The organism is Lewinella sp. LCG006, from assembly GCF_040784935.1.
Classification (GTDB): domain Bacteria; phylum Bacteroidota; class Bacteroidia; order Chitinophagales; family Saprospiraceae; genus Lewinella.
Map to the genome: position 1 here is coordinate 6,404,846 of NZ_CP160680.1, position 18,229 is coordinate 6,423,074.

An 18,229-nucleotide genomic window follows, 5' to 3' on the forward strand; every position below is an offset into this window, starting at 1 on the left:
AAAGTATCATGGCAAAATATGAAGTTAAAAGCGACGCTGCTGTTTTTACAATTAAGTATCGTGCAATCTGTATGAAAAGAGACTACAGAGGTGATTGGAGAGAGTCAATAGACCAAGCATACGATGATGCACTTCAACATCAAAGTGAAAACAAATCACACGAAATAGATATTGAAGTTGAACAAAAACAAAGCTATGCTATAAAGATTGACGAAAAGTTTAAAAGTAAATTTATCGATTAGCTTCTTTTGAGACTAAAAGAAGGAATGGACTCATTGAGAGTAATGGTGAGTATTACATGAAATGTGTTATTTAGTGCAAAAATCTGTATTGATTAATTCGCAGAACAAAAAAGCCTCAAAGCCTGACGGAGCATAGCGAGGTCATGCGTTGAGGCTCAGTTGGACGAACCTGCCAATATGCACGCTCTTATGGGTATTCAATGGTACTTGCCCGGGCTTGGGCGACACTTGGAAGAGAGGTTTTAAAGTTCCAGTAGATTTTCAGGGGCGCTGCTGATTTACTTTTGGCGTAGAATAACCAAGAAAAAGGCTGATTTTCGATGATTATGGGCATAGCAGTGGCTCACGTCGTTGGGATCGTTGCTAAACAGGTCTATTTTCCTAGTTCACCAATGACCAAGGGTGGTGCGCGAGCGGTACCTCCGGGCGCGAAGCGGAGTTGTCGGATGCTGTCGATGCAGCCGCAACTGTTGCAGGTTTTGGGTAAGTCGGGAAAATACTGCTCCAATAATTGGGCTTTACGCTGGGCTTTCGTGCTTTTTTCAGGAGAATCCACTCCCAAGTTTTCACGAGCCGCCGCCAGGGCTTCGGTTTTACGAGCGTTGGAAAGTATGCCATAGTGTCTCATGCGCCGAAATCCTTGGGGTAGAATATGCAAACAGAATCGGCGTAGGAACTCCGTGCCGTTTAGTTGCATGATTTTCTGTTTCCCGTTTTGGCGATAATCCTTGTAGCGGAAACGAACGTGTTGGTCGCTGATGTGGGTAATACGTTGATTACTAATGGCGACTTTATGGGTGTAGCGGCCCAAGTATTCCACTACGGTTTTGGGCGTACGAAAAGGAGCCTTGGCGTATACGAGCCAAGCTTGATCATAGCGTTGTCTTCGCCAAGCGTTTTTCTCGGCTTTGGTCAGAGGAGCATCAGGAGGAATCTTGAGTTTGTTGCCGTTCCAGGCACGCATAAAATCTTTGAGGTAGATGGCCTTGAAAACTTCACTCATGGCTTTGACGGGGAAGAGGAAACCGGCTTTGCGGCGCGGCTTCTTCCAGACCTGTTTAGGGGTAAGTCCCCCGGCTGGAACGATGCAGTGCACATGGGGATGCAGACTAAGGTTTTGTCCCCAAGTGTGTAGTACCATTGTTGCTCCCAACTGTGCGCCCAGATAGCACGGATCGGCTGCGAAAGTCCTGAGCGTCCGCCAAGCGGCTTTGAAGAGCAAATCGTAACAAAAGGCATCATTGTAGCAGCACCAAATGTTCAGCTCTTGCGGGATAGTGAACACGATGTGTTGATAAGGCACGGGCAGCAGCTCCTCCTCCCGAGCTTGAATCCACAGCTCGCGTTCCAGTCCACCGCACTTCGGGCAATGGCGGTTGCGACAGGAGTTGTAGCTGATGCGCTGAATGCTACGGCACTCTCCACAGTACTCGATATGTCCACCCAATACCGCAGTGCGACAATCACGCAAAGCCCACAAGGTCTGCCAATGACGAGCAGGCATCTTGTGCTGTGTGGCAAAAGTACTGCCAAAACGCTGAACAACCTGAGCCACTTCCCAGTCGGGCCGTTTAATTACGCGGTTCACGGTAGAGGAAATCGAGCGGACTGTCAATGTCCCGCAGGGTGAAAGTAGTGTAGCGCAAGTAGATCAGGGTACTGCTGAGATGAGCATGGCCAAGGAGTTGCTGTAAACGCAGGATGTTGCCACCGTTGTTGAGATAATGCACCGCGAAGGAATGACGCAGCGCGTGAGGACAGACATGCTTTTTCAAGCCTGAACGTTGGAGTGTCATCCTGAGAATATACTGCACGCCGCGCACGGAAATACCATCAGACTTGCTGCGTTCTCGACCAGGAATGAGGTAATCAGTAGGTTCTTCCTGGCGGAAATAGTCGATCAGTGTACCTCTCAATCGTTCGCCGTAGGGCAACACGCGAGTCACGTTCCCCTTAGACGTTCGGATGATCAGTGTACGCTGGGTGCGGTCGAAGTCTCCGAGGCGTAAGCGTCCGACTTCGGCGACTCGCAAGCCAAGAGAAAAGATCAGTTCGATAACGATGCGGTGACGTAAACTACGAGTGGCCCGAAGTAAAGTGCGTACCTCATCGGCATCAAGTAAATCTCCGAGTTGCTTCGAATAGCGTGGATTAGGCAGATCGACGATGAGTTCTTGACATCGCAATACCTCGCGGTAGTAGTACTTGAGACTACAGATCAGGGTATTGAGGGTGGAAGAACTGATGTGGGCCTTGCGCCCGGCGAGAAAAGCAATAAGCTGATCGCGGCTAAGCTCATCAGCGGGCAGGTCGTAGTGCGCTTGTAAATCGCGCAGTCCGCGTACATAGTTGACGATCGTCGCCTCGGCTCGCCCTGCCACCGTAAGATGATCGGCCATACGATCTAGTTGAGCTTGAAGTTCCGGTCTACTGGCCCGAAATGCCTTCGTTTTTTTTAGACATAATATTTAGATTTAATAGAAAACCAAGAAGATAAGGAAAAGCTTTATCTTGGTGAGGATGCAGCGAGGGAAGGTTCCTGCGATAGCAGGTTAGTTCAACAATGCTGCCGCGTCAATGCCGCCACGACGTTTGTTTCTTCGGTTTGAAAGCTCTAAATTGGTCACGTTAAAACCATGTAGCGACGTTGGTTAAGGTGTAGGCTTCCCAATCAGCGCTACCACATTTTAGTAGAAAGATAATAATATCTTTCACCACTAAATTTTTGAAAATGGGTAAGCGAATATTCACAGACAAACAGCGCCTTGAAGTTTTGGCCGAATATGATGCCGGAACTTCGATTGGTGATTTGTGTCGTAAGCATCAGATTAGTGCGGCGACCTTTTACAAATGGAAGAAGGACAAAGCCAGCGATGAAGATGAGCAAGCACGTCGCCTCAAAGAAGTAGAGGCCGAGCTGAGTCGGCTCAAAAAGATGTATGCCGAGCTGAGTATCGACCACGACATTCTCAAACAAGGCTATGGAATACTAAAAAAGTGGCAAGCCCAGGACGCCAAGAAAAAGTGATCGACGAAGTTCGATTCGGGCAGCAGCAAAGCATTCGCCGCTGCTGCCGCGTGCTGGGCATGAGACGGTCAACGTATCACTCCCGTAAAGCGGGATATCGTCCTGATCAAGTAGACCAAGCTTTGGCAAAAGTACTCAGGGTGACCGCCGAAGAGCACGTCGCTTGGGGCTTTTGGATGATTTTTCATTATCTGCGCTATCATGGTCTTATCAATGATAATCATAAGCGTGTGTATCGAATCTGGTGTCAAGAGGGCTTAAATTTGCGTCCTACGCCTAAACGTCGAAGGATTTACCGCGAGTACAAAGACTTACTTAGTCCTGATGGCATAAATGAAGGGTGGGCTATGGACTTCGTCAGCGACTGGATCTTTGGACCAACCAGTAAGCAAGTTCGCATCATCAACATCATGGACGAAGGCTCCAGGCGTGCGCTATGGACGGAAGCTCACCATAGCATATCGGCTAAAAAGCTTATTGAGGTACTCGACCAAACGGTGGTCTATCGGGGAAAACCTGAATACATCCGTTGTGATAATGGCCCTGAATTCATCAGCCAACACCTCATCGCTTGGGCCAACAAAAATGGTATCGAGCTACGCTATATTCAACCTGGCAAACCATCGCAAAACGGATTAATTGAGCGGCTCAACAAAACACTCCGGCGAGAATGCTTAAATTTGACCTGGTTCCAATCTATGGAGCAACTTAACGAAGAGATCCAAGCATGGTCTCACATTTACAACGAATTACGACCACATAAAAACCTAGGGCGAATACCGCCTGCACAACATGAAATCGACCATCAGAATTTCTACTATAAACCGGTAGCGGCTTAGGGGAAGCCTACAAAGGCGGACACTGCGCGGCACCGAGCCGTTGCCCCCCCCTGTTTTCCACCCCTAATTTCTTGTATTTCAATTGATTAGTCATTTGTTCTTCGCTAATTTCGTCACATCGTTCATTAAAGCAAAAAGCGATGAAAACGAAAGAAGCTTATCAGCAAGGATTACGTACGTATTTGATCTTGAAGAACTACAGTCCAGCGACGGTGTCGGCGTATGGTTGTGCTTTTCGTCAGTTTTTGGACTGGCGGGCAGCGCGGAAGTATGGAGAAGATTTTACTCCCGAGCAAGCGCGACAATATTTGCTCTATCGCTACGAACAGGGCTTGAAGTGGCAGACCATCAACGGGGACTATTCGGCGATCCAGAAGTTTTACATCCATGTTTTAAAACAAGACTGGGATGTGAACCACATTCCACGACCACGCAAAGAGCGTAGCCTTCCGGGCGTGTTGTCGCAAGAGGAAGTGCAGCGACTGATCGAGCACGGGCGAACGTTTAAGCACCAGGTGTTTATGACGCTGATCTACGCCACGGGTTTGCGTTTAAGCGAAGCCTTAAATTTAAAACTTACGGGGATCGATTCCGATCGGATGCAGTTGCGGGTGATGAAGGGCAAAGGTGCCAAAGATCGTTACGTGGTCATCCCGGATTGCTTGTTGGAACTGCTGCGAACTTATTATAAAACCTACCGTCCTGAGGGCTATCTGTTCAATGGGAAATACAAGGGTAGCCGCTGGGCGAACCGCTCGGCACAGCACGCGCTGGAATGTGCTCGCACGGATGCTGGTATTGGCAGATCGGTGTCGCCACACGTGCTGCGGCACTGTTATGCGACCCACCATCTGGAAAATGGAACAAATTTGGTATATTTAAAAGCACAATTGGGCCACAAAAATCTTAAAACTACGGCCCGTTATATTCATTTATGTCAGTCTTATCAGCCACGGGTCAAGCATCCATTAGCGGAGATGAGCATTCGCTACGACCCCCAAACAGCATAGGGCAGCTGTTCCGGGACTGGGGAGAGATTTACATCGACACCTTCTGTCCCGATCTGCGGACCATCAAACTGATCCGTGCGGTGCGGGCTTGTCGGACGCCGACGCTGGGAGGACAATGCTATGAATGTAAAGACTGCGGTGGCAAACACTACCACTATTTTTCCTGTGGTCATAGCCATTGCCCTATTTGTCAGGGCATCAAGCGAATGCAATGGCAGGATCGACTAGGTGTGCGGATGCTACCGGTACCTTACGCTCATATAACCTTTACCGTGCCGCACGAACTCAACGGTCTGATCCGTAAGAATCCGGCCCCGATGTTCAATCTTCTATTCCAGTCCGCTTGGCAGACGATCCGTAAGGTCTGCGCGGATGAAAGCAATGTGGGCGGCCTGCCCGGCATGACGGCGGTGCTGCATACATGGGGTTCGGATCTAAAGTACCACGTCCACCTGCACTGTCTGGTGACCTTTGGCGGCTACGATCGGCAAAGCGGTGAGTGGCGGTGGCCTAAGCGGAAGCGCAAAGTGGCTCGTTTTCGAAAGCTGCGAGGTGGTTATCGCAGCATTTTCCTGGAGCAACTGGAAAAAGAAATGGAGGCAAAAAAGAGGGTCATCAATTACCACGAAAACTGCGAAATGGTGACCAAAGGACTGACCAAAAAGTCTTGGGTGGTCAACCATCAGCACCCCACGGCAGACACCAAAGTGATCGAAGAATACCTGGGGCGCTACACCTGCCTGCCAGCGAGCTGCTAATCTTTATACACATTTAATCAAGCTTAATTTGATTGACAATTCGCCAAGCGGAGAGTTGCTCCTGAAATCTTCGCCATCCCCAGCGCATGGTTTTTGGCCCTGGTGGCGACTGGCTTTTGTAGCCACTGTACCCCCCCATTCTGCCGATTAACCATGCCAATCGAGCCAAGGACTCAGGAGGGTGGGGATTTTTTTGCTTTTGGGTTTGACCCTCATAGATCGGAATAAGTAGTTCCACGAAAGTCAGATCCTGCGTATCGATTAGTAATGTAGCCTTTTCTTGGTAGACATGGTCGCGGTCTTTGAGCAATTGTAATAAATGCAATGCCGCCTGCATGGCCATGATCACGAGTCGTTTCATAGCAATGCCTGATTCAACCTGAGCGGATTCGCATTCTAGCCCTTTGGTTTTTAACAAGCTAAAAAGCTCCTCAATATTCCATCTATTTTGGTAGATATCGACAATTTTCAATGCTTGATGCTCATTTTCAATGACCATATCCGTCCAGATCGTCCAATGAACAGGAGCCTCGCCATCAGGTACGCTGTGTTCCAATTCTTTGAGTTGTACAAAGTATAATGGAATTCGGTCTGGCCCTTGCGCTTTGGTACGATCTTTAGGCCGGGCAATCTCTACCCGACCATAACTCAAGGCCATCTTTGCTTTTCGGGCTTTGCGCTTTTTTTGTCTTGGGATAGCTACTTCAATGACGAGTCCCTTGGTAGCTTGCTCTTCTAAATACTGCCACAATAAATGCTTGCTGTCAGACTCGTCATAAATCACCCGCTGCTTGCTAGTGCGAATAACCAAATGATGATTGGGGGGCATTGGCTTAGCGAAGAGTTCGTAGATATCCCCTTCCCGATCCATGACATGAACAACTTTTCCCCGATGCCCCTTTAAAACTTGTGTACTATAATCTATACTCTCCAACCAGCGATAAGAACTCTTCTGCTCAATAGGCTGCCTCTTGTAATTACGCTCATGTCGATTCGGTTGGTCTACACATCGATTCCAGATATGAAGGTGTGTGTAGCCCAATGGAAATCCACTATCGCCATCCAACACAAGGCCGGGATGAAGAAAAAAACCGAATTCTTGATTCGTATCATCTTTCCAAAGTGGCCCCAAGTCCTCATCCGACTCACTTAAACGCCCCTTATGGCCAATTGCATTATAGTCGGTCGTGTCTTGTATGACATATAAATCCCGGTCAGCATACTCCTCCGTATACCAAGACTGGGTAATACTGTTCACCAGAGCATCCATACTCAATCGATTGTTATTTAAAAATCGACTCATCCCCATTCGTTCTCGATGGTGTGTATTCAGTCGATTGGGAACACCGCTGCCACTTTTTATCATCTGATGTAATATACGGTTTGCTCGTTTTTCTAAGCGAGCATCACCTAATTTATGATCAAATACTACACTAATAGCTGTCATAATTAACACGTGATTAAGTAGATATTACTGCGATTGCTTAGGCAGATCGTGTACGCCTCTACAAATATATTCGTAATCTTGCGATGTGTATAAAGATTAGCAGCGAGCTGGCGAGCAGGCAGGTCTGTCGCATCGGTATTACCAACAAGCGACTCAGCTACGAAAAGGACGGCAAAAACGTCAGTATAGCGTACAACGATTACGCCAGGCAAGTCGCTGGCCAGCCTGCTCCTAAAGCAGATCGCCACCTTCATCCCATCGAAGCGATGGGGCAGATCTTACAGCATTTACTTCCTCCCCGCCTGCCTGCTCGGCCGTGCCTCACGGGCAGGCAGGCTTCCACCGTTCGCGGCACTACGGACTGCACGCGGCCAATACTTATGCGAACCTCGCCCCGCAGCTGCCGGAAAAGATCAAAAGAGAAGGAGCGACGGTACGAACGATCATCGAAATCCTGCGAGCGATGCTTGAGGAAGAGCCCTATCGTTGCCCTTACTGTGAGAGCGATCAGTTGGAGAAGGTAGAAATTTTGCCGAACCGTGACTACAGCGCTCTTTGGTTAGGAAGTCGTGCACCGCCTCTGCGTCCCATGCTTGTGGAACCGGATTTTAGCGAACCGGAGCTAGACGAAATATAGCATCCGGCCTGAAGAAGCGATGCCTGGAAGTAAGCAAAAATGCTCTGCCAGCGATGGCCGGCGAGAAATGAGCTATCGGAGCTCCAAAAAGCGGCGAAGAATTACCGAAAAAAGCCTAAATTAGTCGGTAAGTAAAACGGGCAGAATGCGCTTTTCCACTATAGACATTATCGAAAACTTCCATCAGGGGTGGTAAACGTTCAACTGACCTGTCTGCGCTAGAGATGGTCAGGTGGTCTATTTTGGGGAAGGGGCGCAGACAGGCCTTTGAGTTGGGCGAAATTTATATATGTTTAGTCGAATATTTCTGACTTCTACATTGCTATTTAATACTATGCATTTAAATAATTCAGCTATAAATGGTTGAAAATAAAGTTGATGAATTTAGCGGATTCAAGACTGACTTCTATGAAATTAAACGGTTTCTAGAGGGCTATGACTCTTATTTAAAAAATTATCTGTCAAGTTTGTTAAGGGATACTGCTAAGTTAGCCTTAGTGGCTAAACAGTCCTACCTTCATAGTAACTATTTTGATAAGATTGTATTATACAAATCTCCAATAAACAATTTTTCACTTAGACTACATATTTGGGATGATTTCAATTACCCAGAGTTTAAGTCAGACATACACAATCATAGATGGGATTTTTGCTCAGTTGTATTAAAAGGCGTTATTGAAGAAACAGTTTACTCCAAGATCTTAGATGAAGGTGATTTGATAGAAATGGACTTTTCTACCTCCAAGAACAGTACCCGGAAATATAAGCGAAAGAACAATGCCACTCTAATTCCTCGATATAAGACAAGGTTAGAGCAAGGTATGTGTTACACGAAGTTTTCAGATGAATTACATGATGTTGTTTCACTATCATCATATTCTGCAACACTAATGCTTCGAATGGATGACGAAAAAGATTATTCTAGCATCTTTCTTAAGTCAAATCAAAACTTAGCCAATCGTGAAGGACCTAAATCTTTCTTTAATGTAGAAGAACTTAGATTGAAGATTATCAAACTTCTAAAGAATATATAGATATGCTAAGGCAGCTCTTTTATAATAAAGTTGGTATAGTATTGCTTCTGACAATTGTATTGTCAATTGCTATATTTATATATGCAAATGACCTTGGTGATACGTCTAAGGAAATTGCACTCGCAATAGCATCTAGTTTATTTGCTACAGCTATATTTACTGTATTCTATAACGTTTTTACATTTCAAACCACTAGTAGTATTCTAGATGATTCAATAGGTCAACAGTTACAAAATAGTAAAGATGAGATAGTTCAGAGTGTAAAAGCATACTACAAAGAATACGTCCCTGATAGAATATTTGAAGGTTCTAATGCACCTGCGAAAGCCTTTGGACAGGACTTAATTAAAGAAATTCAGGCTACTGACACATATTCATTTAGGGGAATAAGTGGGAAAAGGACTGCTATTAGGATCGAACTTGTCAGAGGAAAGCTTACTGAGGTGAGGTTAAATTTGATCAATCCAGCAGATCAAAATGCTCTTGTTGAGCGAGCTAACTTAATGCTTAGTATTGACCAAATGCCGCAGACTCTTGAAAATGTTGAGAAAGTAGTAACTAGAATAAAAAAAGATGTGTTTTCGTGTTTGGCTGGGTTGTATTATTATGGAAAAACTAAATGTCAGACGATTGTAGTAGCATTTCAAAATGGAACCTCTACTTCTAGACTTGAGCTTTTGGACGACGCGATTTATATTTCATTGTACGATGATGGTTATCAGAGATATCCAGAAACACTAAAGTTTTCTAGGGAAACAAAGATATACCGACTCTATCAGTTAGAATTTCAAAAGGAATTCAAACAAATTTCTGCCAGATCGTCAATAACAATAAGTTCAAATACGAGCGAGGAAGAGTTTATCCAACAGCTTAGCAGTTTGGGAGTATTGAATGACATATCGATTGAGACGATCAAGATTTACAGAGACGAATATGAAAGACTAAGGAGTCTGTATATCAATAAGAATGATCTATATTCATTAACATGATGATTCGCCCAACAAAAAAGCCTCAAAGCTTGACGGAGCATAGCGAGGTCATGCGTTGAGGCTTTTTTGTTTGCAACTAGCAATTCTCTTAAGGCAGATTTTGTCGGATCGATATTAAGAGGACTAAATGGATTTAAAAAGTAAGACTATGATCGCTCCCTTAATGCTTTTGTTTGTGTTCATTGGGATATCAATTCCACTAGTGAGATTTATAAATTTAGGGTTTTACAGAAGAAATCTTCAAGGCAGATACAATGTGACTATTTTGTTATTTGTTTTAGCGATTTTATTATTGTTCGTGATACCTGAAAGAATATCTCTACTTCTTACAGGACCATTACTGTCTCAGTTGATACTTGGGGGTGGAGAAAAGATATATGTGAAAATCGCTGGTGAAGAGATATTTGAGGTTAATGAGAATTCATTAGACCCTGCGGAAAACCCTTTTGGGATGACGTTATTTGATTCGATTCTTACTGCTATAGCCATTATGGCTCCTGGAGTAGTATATTTTACTTTTTCATAGATTGTAGTATTTTGTAGGGGATTTATTCAAAAATAAGAAAAACACGATAGGAGTTATCAAGCTATGAGGGATCTTGAAGAATATGAAATAATTGAATATGATTTAGAACTTATGACTAGAGGAGATTATGATGGAGTACTACAATTGAGGAGGAATCAATTGAAAAAATATCCGCATGATTACCAGGTCAACTATCAATGGGCCGAAATACTTGTCTTGAAGAAAAGATACGAAGAGGCGCTAAATGTACTAAGTCGACTGCATTCAAGGGAAAAAGAAGATGAAGATGTTATTGATCTAGTAATTGACTGTATTAGGGGTGTTGGTAAGTCTATAGCTGATTTTGATTGGAAGATAGAACCCAATATCCTCTACTTGAATGATGATTTGATCAATATGTTGAAATACCTTTTGAAGGGCAAGCGGGGTGAAAAAAGAGCAGTTTCTAGCATGTATTTAGATTTATTGAGTAAAGGGAATCTATTTTTTGATGGAGATGAATTCTATGACTTTTTAAAGTCATCTAAACGAGTTCATCTCAGCAATAATCAGGATTGGTTTGAAGTTAGGATTGAAAAAATTAATTGAAAAAATAAAAAGCACACAATCAAGTAGGGTTATGAGCAGCGATTTGCTCCTCCTTATCCCTCCCTCTCACACCATCCCGACTTTTTAGTCGGGCACCGCAGAAAGTGCGGTAAAGGCTGTACCAAGCGGTTTATCAGACAGCTTTAGCCGCTCTTTACACCCACTAGTGGATCAACTAGAAACCTACAATTTCCCCTGAGAACCTTGGTTCTTGGGGTATTTTTTTGAATGCGCCATTATGATTTTGCTTACCGTAGGGAGTCAAACCATTTTTGTTTATCTTGCAACTATGGCAATCAGTGCATGAAAGCATTGCTTTAACGGTTTAGTCACTATAAAGATGATGACTTGCCTTGATTGCTCTTTTCTCTTTAGCTCACAGCCTTACATCTGACGCACGCCTAAAAAAGATATCTTTTCTGATGAAAAAAACTGATAGATACTTCTGCTGTACCATAATATTTGGCTTCCTTTTTTTTATTGGTTATGGAAACATCGAACACTCGGTTGGCTCGTATAAAACAGCTCAAACGGAACAAGACTTCTTAGCAAAAAAGAAACAGTCTTCAACATTTATTGATAGTATTCAGCAAAATTTAGCCCCCATATCTTCTAACCTTGCAAAACTCGATTCCTTATATAAATGGACAATTGACTATAACGATATTGATCCAGAAAAATCAGTAAAAATAGCCCTGCTGGGTCAGCAAAAATCACAGCAATATTCAAATCAGGAATGGGAAACTAAATTTGATTTTGAAATTGCGGATAATTACATTCATCTCGCTCAATATGATAGCGCAACAATTTTTTACGATAAAATAATTAGCGATTCCAAGTTAAATAAAAACCAACCTGACCAAGCCAAAGGCCTAAACCGAAAAGGATATTTAATGGCAAACCAAGGACTTTTCAAAGAAGCGGTCGAATTGTATTTTGAAGCTTTGAAGATTTTTGAGGCCATAGGGGATCAAGAGGGGATTTCTAAATCTTTTTTAAGTATAGCGGATGTGCTGAGTTTTTTGGACCGATGTGAAGAAGGGGTAACTTATGGGAAAAAAGCTTTAAATATTTTCGAACAACAAAAAGACACCTCCAATATACTTCTTGCATACAGAACCATTGCAGATAGCTACTTAGGAACAGAAAGTTATGAAGACGCACTCATTTATATTGAAAAGTCCTTAGACTTGGCAAAAACAAGTAACCCCGATCTTATGTCTATGGCGAGCATCCTCAATACAAAAGGTAATATCTTGAAATACCTTGAGCGCTATGACGAATCCATTGATGCTTATAAAAAAAGTAATCAAATCTGTACAGCATTAAATCATCCGGGGGGAATGAGTGCCACACTCGCCAATACATCGGATGTATATATGAGAAAAGGGGATTATAAAAGTGCACTACCTTTTCAGAAAAAATCCTATGAGTTAGCAGTCGAACATGGGTTTAACATGAACATCATAGAAAACACCGATCACCTAAGTATTATTTATCGCGAATTAAATGATTTTGAAAATGCACTAAAATACAGAGAACAAAATCAGGTGTTTAAAGATAGTATTTTATCTGTGGAGAAAGACCAAATCACTAAAGACCTATCCGTCAAATATGAAACGGAGAAAAAGGAAAACCTAATAGCGCTTCAAGAAGAACAGCTTTCCCGTCAAAACTTAATTCAAATGTTATCTTATGGGTTTGCTGCCCTTTTGATATTAATACTCCTACTAGTTTATAAAAGCTATAAGGACAAACAAAAAAACAATGAATTGTTGACTTCAATAAACAAACAACTGGAAGTAAAAAACCAGGAAAATGAACTGCTGCTCAAAGAAATCCACCACCGGGTAAAAAACAACCTGCAAACCATTTCCAGTCTGCTCAGCCTGCAATCAGAAAGTATTACCGATAAAAGCGCACTGGATGCCGTGCAGGAGAGCAAAAACCGGGTGGCCTCCATGGCACTGATCCACCAAAAATTATATCAGGGGGAAAACCTCGCCGCCATCGAGATGCGGGACTATTTCGAAACCATCGGAAAAGCTATCAAGGATAGTTTTGGGGAAAAAGCCAAAAACGTTTCGTTGGAGGTCAATATGCCGGAAATCGAACTGGACGTGGACACCGCCATCCCAATCGGGCTCATCACCAACGAACTGCTCACCAATTCCTTTAAACATGCATTTCCAGATAGACACGATGGTAAAATTTCCATTGCTTTAAGCCAGGAAAAAAATGGTTTGCTCAAATTGCAAATTGCCGATAATGGCCCTGCCCTCGAATATGGGTCGGACACAAGAGAGGAAATAGGTTTTGGCACTTTGCTGATCCAATTGCTGACGGCCCAATTGCGTGGGACACTGGAAAAATCAAACGAATCGGGCACCGCAACGATCATCCAGTTTTACCGGCAGGAAAAATCGGCAGCTTAAAAATATAACTACATGACAGCAGACAAACCTGCAAAAATTATGATGGTAGAGGATGATATGATCATCGCAGCCGATATCTCTATGCAACTGACCAAACTTGGTTATGAAGTCACAGGCATCAACACGCAAGGGGAAGATGCATTGAAAATGCTCGAAGGCAATCGGCCCGATATCATCCTGATGGATATTGTCTTGTCCGGCAAAATGAATGGCATCGAGACGGCACAGGTTATTTTAGAGAAATTCCAAATACCAGTGATTTTCCTGACCTCCAACTCCGATGACGCTACTTTTCAGAAAGCCATCAAAGCAAAGCCTTATGCCTTTATTTCAAAGCCTTTCCAAAAAGCTGACTTGGAGCGAACGATAAAGTTGGCGTTGCAGCGGATCGTTGTGGAACAAGAGTCGGCAACTGAAAACGCCGTTTCCGAAGACCATGTATCTGCCATAGATGACCGGCTTTTTATCCGGCATAACAATCAATTGGTCAAGGTGCTTCTCACCGATATTTTGTACGCAGAAGCTGACCGAAGCTATTGTAAGTTACATACCGAAAAACAAACCTACCTTCTATCTGTCCCGCTCCGAAATATTGAATCACAATTACCTTCCAGTTTGTTCATCCGTGTTCACCGGTCCTTCGTTGTCAACCTGATCAAGGTGGATGCCATTAGTGAATACCATGAATTCCTGACCATTCAATCCCACCAGGTCCCCATTGCCAGAAGGTCAAAAGAAGAGGTCATCAAACACTTAAAAATGATCTAATCAACCACCCACTTTAGGGCTAGTTCAGGGACATCATCCATGCCCAACCTTTTGCTTTTATAACCAAGCCTTTTGACATAAAAGACCTGCAGAAGGGGCTAAAAACCGCGCTTGACCGGATGCGTTCCGAAGGTTTTTGGAAAGTAAATGTCACGCCTGCGCTGACAGAAGCACCCAAGCCTGGACCGTCCGGTTTTTCCTATCAACCGCTCGGAAAGCGAGGGCTACTATTCGGATAGTTGCGCTGAATGTAGTTTGATCCAACACTAATTTTGCCATATCATTTTACATAATTATGTAAAAGATGGATGTCAAAAAATTTATCATCAATAGGCTTTATTCTAAAACAGTTTTACGAAATCAAAATCAGAGATTTTGAATCGCACTAAATATTTTAGGATATAGTCTTTCAAACCAAATTGAAATGAAAAAGCTATTAATGCCTTTACTCGCCATTGTACTCCTGACCGCCTGTGAAAAAGAATCAATTACTGATCTTTTACTGGAAGAACAAAGCCCAGCGGAGGTTACTGAAAGTGATGTTGTCGGCCTGAAAAGTTCCAAAAAAAGGGACGTTTGCCACAATGGCAACATCATTAACATCAACGTCAATGCAATACCCGATCATCAGTCGCATGGCGATGCAGTGGACATGGACGGGGATGGATATTTTGACATGGAAAATGATTGTGGAATGCCAGTTGACTGTGATGATACAGACGACCAACTGACCGATAACTGCTGCAACGGAGGGGAAATAGATTCCGATGGCCCTCTATTTGTAGCTCCTGCAAATGAACCCGGTTTATATACCTGGCAAGAGGCTATCGCTGCTTGTGCCGCAAAAGACATGGGAGGATATACCTGGGAGCTTCCGACTATAGATGAGCTAAGCGATGTGCATGCTGCGCAGGGAGAATGCTTTATAGCCGATGTTTACTGGAGCTCCTCTGATCATAATGGTGAAAAAGCATTTGGTATGCATTTTAATACTGAATATGATGGTACCCCCAATGCCATTTTGTACTGGGTGCCCCTGCCTTGCCGCTGTGTTCGAAGATAAACTATCCACCAGATGCCGACAAGTTTCCTGTTGACAGCCAATGCAAAACATTTTGTTCATAAACATTAATACCATTTTTAGAAAAGGCTTCTTCGAACAACTGGCCCATAAACCATTTCACTAAATCACACCAAAATTTTTCAAAATGAAAAACCTGTCATTCCTGATGCTTGCAGCACTATTTATTTTTGTTGCCTGCGAAAAAGAAACCGTCGAAACGACTACCTCCTATGACCAATTTGCCAAAGCTGCTGTCAAAGTAGACCTCTGCCATTATGATGCGGATACCGACACCTGGCACGTGATCAGCGTAAGCGAGAATGCCCTCAATGCCCACCTTAACCACGGCGATGTACTGCTGGTAGACGCCGATGGTGATGGCTACGTAGCAGCGGAAAACGAATGTGTGCCCGGCGGCGATTGTGACGATCTGGACGCGACCATCTACCCCGGTGCTGAAGAGATTTGCGGCGACGAAATCGATAACAACTGTAATGGTAAGATCGACGAAGATTGCGCTACTTGCCCGGACTGCGAATTTAACTGGATACTTGAAGATATTGACCTCTCGGAGGCTTGTATCTCTCAAAACGGTTTTCGTTTAGTAATATATACTTACGGGCAAGTAGGTAACTATTCCTCGGGGATTGTAGTCTTCAACGATGGTTTATGGTATACCGGTTCTGATTATAGTGGCGTAGGCGGTAACACAACAGCTGAATGTGTTGCCTGCTATAACGAGTTCGTAGCGGCCTCTGGTCTTCCGACTTGTAACCTTTTTCAGGCCGAGAACGAGCTGGAATATGGAAATATTTTTGGCCAGGCTGCGGCATTAACGAAATAGTTGAAATAGACATTTTAGATGCTCTGACAATTTATCAGATGCTTTGAAGCGCAAGCTTTCCTACGGGGGAGCTTGCGCTTCGCATTTTGTAATGCGCTAAGCACCCCACACCACTCTGGAAAGTGGGCACCTATTGGCAATTAGAGACCAGGCCTCAGGAATGGGCCGTATTGCGTGACCAAAGCCTGAAGGAGGCAGCGGCGGCCATTGATAAAAAACTGAACAGCTGCGTGTGTACGCTACCCAATAAGCGTGACCGCGATTTATTAGAAAAGAGTTCTTATCTTTCCTAACGTTTTAAATTGATGGTCTGTGTAGAGAGTATCTGGTCAGCATTGAAGATATAATTGAAATAGGAGTATCAAATGAAGAAGATTTTTAAAGTTTTGGCATTTTCAGTAATGGTATTTATTCTGTGCGTAATCGTGTATATCTATGTGTCAACACCAAGATTACCAGAAAATACGGACCAAGTACTAGAAGAGGTTTTAAAATCGGAATTACCAGACTTAGTACGTGGAGAAACTGGTTTTGTAGTAAATGATAGTTTGAGAATTTGGTATGAATCTATTTCTCCTGCTGATACAGCAAAAGATACAATTCTGTTATTTATGGGAATTTCTAATGATGCATTGGGTTGGCCCCAAGCATTTTTAGAAAAATTCGTGAGATCCGGATATCAAGTTATACGTTTTGACTACCGAGGTACAGGTTTATCTGACTGGGTAGACGACTGGGAAGAAAGGCCTTATTCACTATTAGACTTAGCGACTGATTCAAAGATAATTCTTGATTCTTTGGGAATAAATAAAGTTAATTTGCTCGGCATATCATTAGGAGGCATGGTAGCGCAAGAATTTGCGATCAATTTTCCAGATAGGACAAGAAGCCTAACCTCTATGATGTCATCAGGAAATATTCTGGATGAAGAACTGCCTCCCATTTCTTCTGAAGTCGTATTCGATTTGGTAAAATGTAGTATGAAGTATGGGATGATTCCAACTGATAAAAACAATATTAAACTGCATTTAGCTTCAAGAATAATCCTTAGAGGAGACGCGAAATATGATATAGATGTAGTTGGAACTGCCCAACAAGTACTGTACAATATAAGGGAAAGAAAAGGATATAATTCGAATGCATCAAGTCAGCACCACGAGGCCACATATCGATCAGGCTCAAGATATAGTAAACTGAAGGATTTAGATGTTCCAGTCTTGATCATCCATGGTCTTAATGATCCATTTATACCTATTGAGCACAGTATGAAACTAGCGAAAGTAATACCAGGCTCAAAGTCAAAATGGTTGGAGAATATGGGGCATGATATTCCACTAGTATTGATAGATAGTATATATGAAGAAATGAATGTACTGATGAATTCAAATGAGGATTATTAATTTCTACCTGAACTGCGTCCAAGCCTTGAGAGATGGCTATAAATAAAATGAGACGAATGAAAGTATATGTCAAAAATATGGTATGCGGGAGATGCAAAACAGTAGTGAGGAATGAGTTGGAAAAACTTGGGATAGAAATAATTGAAGTAAATCTAGGAGAAATAATAGTTGCAGGAAACATTAGTAATGCCCTAATGAATAGCTTGGATAAAAGGTTAAAGGCACATGGCTTTGAAATCTTAAGGGACAAAGAAGGAGAAATAATAGAGCAGGTTAAGAAAATAATAATCAAGCTGGTTTACGAAGATGGAGGTGAAAAAAACAAGAAATTATCAGAAGTAATTACACTTAAGATACGGAGAGATTACTCTGCAATTAGTAAGTTGTTTTCTGAAATAGAAGGGATTACGATTGAAAAGTATTTAATAAACGTAAGGATAGAGCGGGTCAAAGAACTATTAATGTATGATGAGCTCTCATTGAGTGAGATAGCATTTAGGTTAAATTACTCTAGTGTAGCATACCTGAGTAATCAATTCAAAAAGGTTACAGGGCTGAGTCCGTCTTTCTTCAAGAAACTGAAAGAAAATAAGAGAAAGTCAATTGATGAAGTCTAAATTC

Annotated in this window: 19 protein-coding genes; 16 read left to right on the top strand and 3 right to left on the bottom strand. The window is 43.1% G+C overall.

The genetic code is table 11. The features are described from left to right. Window positions 1-8: 8 nt before the first annotated feature. Entirely contained in the window at window positions 9-242 is a 234-nt protein-coding gene (locus tag AB0L18_RS23335) for a hypothetical protein (protein ID WP_367389735.1), read from the top strand. 373 nt (window positions 243-615) lie between these two features. On the opposite strand, the gene AB0L18_RS23340 is transcribed toward AB0L18_RS23335, so the two are convergent. Together AB0L18_RS23340 and AB0L18_RS23345 are read right to left on the bottom strand one after the other, a co-directional pair. Next, window positions 616-1,830 carry an IS91 family transposase gene (locus tag AB0L18_RS23340; protein WP_367389736.1) on the bottom strand — a complete coding sequence of 405 codons (1,215 nt, stop codon included), beginning with the start codon at window positions 1,828-1,830 and terminating at the stop codon, window positions 616-618. After that, window positions 1,814-2,641, bottom strand: coding sequence for a tyrosine-type recombinase/integrase (locus AB0L18_RS23345; protein ID WP_367389737.1), 828 nt, complete (start codon window positions 2,639-2,641; stop codon window positions 1,814-1,816). The genes AB0L18_RS23340 and AB0L18_RS23345 overlap by 17 nt, the downstream gene beginning before the upstream one ends. 332 nt (window positions 2,642-2,973) lie before the next feature. Between AB0L18_RS23345 and AB0L18_RS23350 the strand changes: the two genes are divergently transcribed. The 4 genes from AB0L18_RS23350 to AB0L18_RS23365 all read left to right on the top strand — a co-directional run bounded on the left by AB0L18_RS23350 (window position 2,974) and on the right by AB0L18_RS23365 (window position 5,877). After that, the gene (locus AB0L18_RS23350) at window positions 2,974-3,270 is read left to right on the top strand and encodes a transposase (RefSeq protein WP_367389738.1); all 297 of its coding nucleotides are present in this window, start codon (window positions 2,974-2,976) and stop codon (window positions 3,268-3,270) included. After that, the gene (locus AB0L18_RS23355; RefSeq protein WP_367389739.1) at window positions 3,240-4,109 is read left to right on the top strand and encodes an IS3 family transposase; all 870 of its coding nucleotides are present in this window, start codon (window positions 3,240-3,242) and stop codon (window positions 4,107-4,109) included. Before AB0L18_RS23350 ends, AB0L18_RS23355 begins: the two co-directional genes overlap by 31 nt. Window positions 4,110-4,249: 140 nt before the next feature. Then, window positions 4,250-5,119, top strand: coding sequence for a tyrosine-type recombinase/integrase (locus AB0L18_RS23360; protein ID WP_367389740.1), 870 nt, complete (start codon window positions 4,250-4,252; stop codon window positions 5,117-5,119). After that, entirely contained in the window at window positions 5,044-5,877 is an 834-nt protein-coding gene (locus AB0L18_RS23365) for a transposase zinc-binding domain-containing protein (RefSeq protein WP_367389741.1), read from the top strand. The genes AB0L18_RS23360 and AB0L18_RS23365 overlap by 76 nt, the downstream gene beginning before the upstream one ends. 13 nt (window positions 5,878-5,890) lie before the next feature. On the opposite strand, the gene AB0L18_RS23370 is transcribed toward AB0L18_RS23365, so the two are convergent. Beyond that, on the bottom strand, window positions 5,891-7,324 hold the full coding sequence (locus AB0L18_RS23370) for an IS4 family transposase (protein WP_367389587.1): 1,434 nt from the start codon (window positions 7,322-7,324) through the stop codon (window positions 5,891-5,893). A gap of 316 nt (window positions 7,325-7,640) precedes the next feature. Between AB0L18_RS23370 and AB0L18_RS23375 the strand changes: the two genes are divergently transcribed. From AB0L18_RS23375 to AB0L18_RS23425, 11 genes are all read left to right on the top strand, one after another. Further along, the gene (locus AB0L18_RS23375) at window positions 7,641-7,961 is read left to right on the top strand and encodes a hypothetical protein (protein ID WP_367389742.1); all 321 of its coding nucleotides are present in this window, start codon (window positions 7,641-7,643) and stop codon (window positions 7,959-7,961) included. A 359-nt stretch (window positions 7,962-8,320) separates the two neighbouring features. Next, window positions 8,321-8,995, top strand: a complete 675-nt coding sequence (locus AB0L18_RS23380; RefSeq protein WP_367389743.1) for a hypothetical protein — start codon at window positions 8,321-8,323, stop codon at window positions 8,993-8,995. Between the two features lie 2 nt (window positions 8,996-8,997). Further along, a complete protein-coding gene (locus tag AB0L18_RS23385) occupies window positions 8,998-9,984 on the top strand; it encodes a hypothetical protein (RefSeq protein WP_367389744.1) in 987 nt (328 codons plus the stop codon). Between the two features lie 148 nt (window positions 9,985-10,132). Then, a complete protein-coding gene (locus AB0L18_RS23390) occupies window positions 10,133-10,510 on the top strand; it encodes a hypothetical protein (RefSeq protein WP_367389745.1) in 378 nt (125 codons plus the stop codon). Window positions 10,511-10,573: 63 nt separating this feature from the next. Then, window positions 10,574-11,098: a tetratricopeptide repeat protein gene (locus tag AB0L18_RS23395; protein WP_367389746.1), complete on the top strand. Its 525-nt coding sequence runs from the start codon at window positions 10,574-10,576 to the stop codon at window positions 11,096-11,098. Window positions 11,099-11,520: 422 nt separating this feature from the next. After that, window positions 11,521-13,533, top strand: coding sequence for a tetratricopeptide repeat protein (locus AB0L18_RS23400; RefSeq protein ID WP_367389747.1), 2,013 nt, complete (start codon window positions 11,521-11,523; stop codon window positions 13,531-13,533). A gap of 12 nt (window positions 13,534-13,545) precedes the next feature. Next, the gene (locus AB0L18_RS23405; RefSeq protein WP_367389748.1) at window positions 13,546-14,301 is read left to right on the top strand and encodes a response regulator; all 756 of its coding nucleotides are present in this window, start codon (window positions 13,546-13,548) and stop codon (window positions 14,299-14,301) included. A 424-nt stretch (window positions 14,302-14,725) separates the two neighbouring features. Beyond that, window positions 14,726-15,364, top strand: coding sequence for a hypothetical protein (locus AB0L18_RS23410; RefSeq protein WP_367389749.1), 639 nt, complete (start codon window positions 14,726-14,728; stop codon window positions 15,362-15,364). Between the two features lie 145 nt (window positions 15,365-15,509). Beyond that, a complete protein-coding gene (locus tag AB0L18_RS23415) occupies window positions 15,510-16,208 on the top strand; it encodes a putative metal-binding motif-containing protein (protein ID WP_367389750.1) in 699 nt (232 codons plus the stop codon). A 365-nt stretch (window positions 16,209-16,573) separates the two neighbouring features. Beyond that, window positions 16,574-17,608, top strand: coding sequence for an alpha/beta fold hydrolase (locus AB0L18_RS23420; RefSeq protein WP_367389751.1), 1,035 nt, complete (start codon window positions 16,574-16,576; stop codon window positions 17,606-17,608). Window positions 17,609-17,664: 56 nt separating this feature from the next. Then, complete coding sequence (locus tag AB0L18_RS23425; RefSeq protein WP_367389752.1) at window positions 17,665-18,225, top strand: helix-turn-helix domain-containing protein; 561 nt, start codon at window positions 17,665-17,667, stop codon at window positions 18,223-18,225. The last annotated feature ends 4 nt before the right edge of the window (window positions 18,226-18,229 follow it).

What these genes read in the sequence shown, in the direction of transcription:
- AB0L18_RS23335 (WP_367389735.1), top strand. Translation starts at nt 9, where the DNA reads ATGGCAAAATATGAAGTTAAAAGCGACGCTGCTGTTTTTACAATTAAG.
- AB0L18_RS23345 (WP_367389737.1), bottom strand. Translation starts at nt 2,641, where the DNA reads ATGGCCGATCATCTTACGGTGGCAGGGCGAGCCGAGGCGACGATCGTC.
- AB0L18_RS23350 (WP_367389738.1), top strand. Translation starts at nt 2,974, where the DNA reads ATGGGTAAGCGAATATTCACAGACAAACAGCGCCTTGAAGTTTTGGCC.
- AB0L18_RS23360 (WP_367389740.1), top strand. Translation starts at nt 4,250, where the DNA reads ATGAAAACGAAAGAAGCTTATCAGCAAGGATTACGTACGTATTTGATC.
- AB0L18_RS23365 (WP_367389741.1), top strand. Translation starts at nt 5,044, where the DNA reads ATGTCAGTCTTATCAGCCACGGGTCAAGCATCCATTAGCGGAGATGAG.
- AB0L18_RS23370 (WP_367389587.1), bottom strand. Translation starts at nt 7,324, where the DNA reads ATGACAGCTATTAGTGTAGTATTTGATCATAAATTAGGTGATGCTCGC.
- AB0L18_RS23380 (WP_367389743.1), top strand. Translation starts at nt 8,321, where the DNA reads ATGGTTGAAAATAAAGTTGATGAATTTAGCGGATTCAAGACTGACTTC.
- AB0L18_RS23385 (WP_367389744.1), top strand. Translation starts at nt 8,998, where the DNA reads ATGCTAAGGCAGCTCTTTTATAATAAAGTTGGTATAGTATTGCTTCTG.
- AB0L18_RS23390 (WP_367389745.1), top strand. Translation starts at nt 10,133, where the DNA reads ATGATCGCTCCCTTAATGCTTTTGTTTGTGTTCATTGGGATATCAATT.
- AB0L18_RS23395 (WP_367389746.1), top strand. Translation starts at nt 10,574, where the DNA reads ATGAGGGATCTTGAAGAATATGAAATAATTGAATATGATTTAGAACTT.
- AB0L18_RS23400 (WP_367389747.1), top strand. Translation starts at nt 11,521, where the DNA reads ATGAAAAAAACTGATAGATACTTCTGCTGTACCATAATATTTGGCTTC.
- AB0L18_RS23405 (WP_367389748.1), top strand. Translation starts at nt 13,546, where the DNA reads ATGACAGCAGACAAACCTGCAAAAATTATGATGGTAGAGGATGATATG.
- AB0L18_RS23410 (WP_367389749.1), top strand. Translation starts at nt 14,726, where the DNA reads ATGAAAAAGCTATTAATGCCTTTACTCGCCATTGTACTCCTGACCGCC.
- AB0L18_RS23415 (WP_367389750.1), top strand. Translation starts at nt 15,510, where the DNA reads ATGAAAAACCTGTCATTCCTGATGCTTGCAGCACTATTTATTTTTGTT.
- AB0L18_RS23420 (WP_367389751.1), top strand. Translation starts at nt 16,574, where the DNA reads ATGAAGAAGATTTTTAAAGTTTTGGCATTTTCAGTAATGGTATTTATT.
- AB0L18_RS23425 (WP_367389752.1), top strand. Translation starts at nt 17,665, where the DNA reads ATGAAAGTATATGTCAAAAATATGGTATGCGGGAGATGCAAAACAGTA.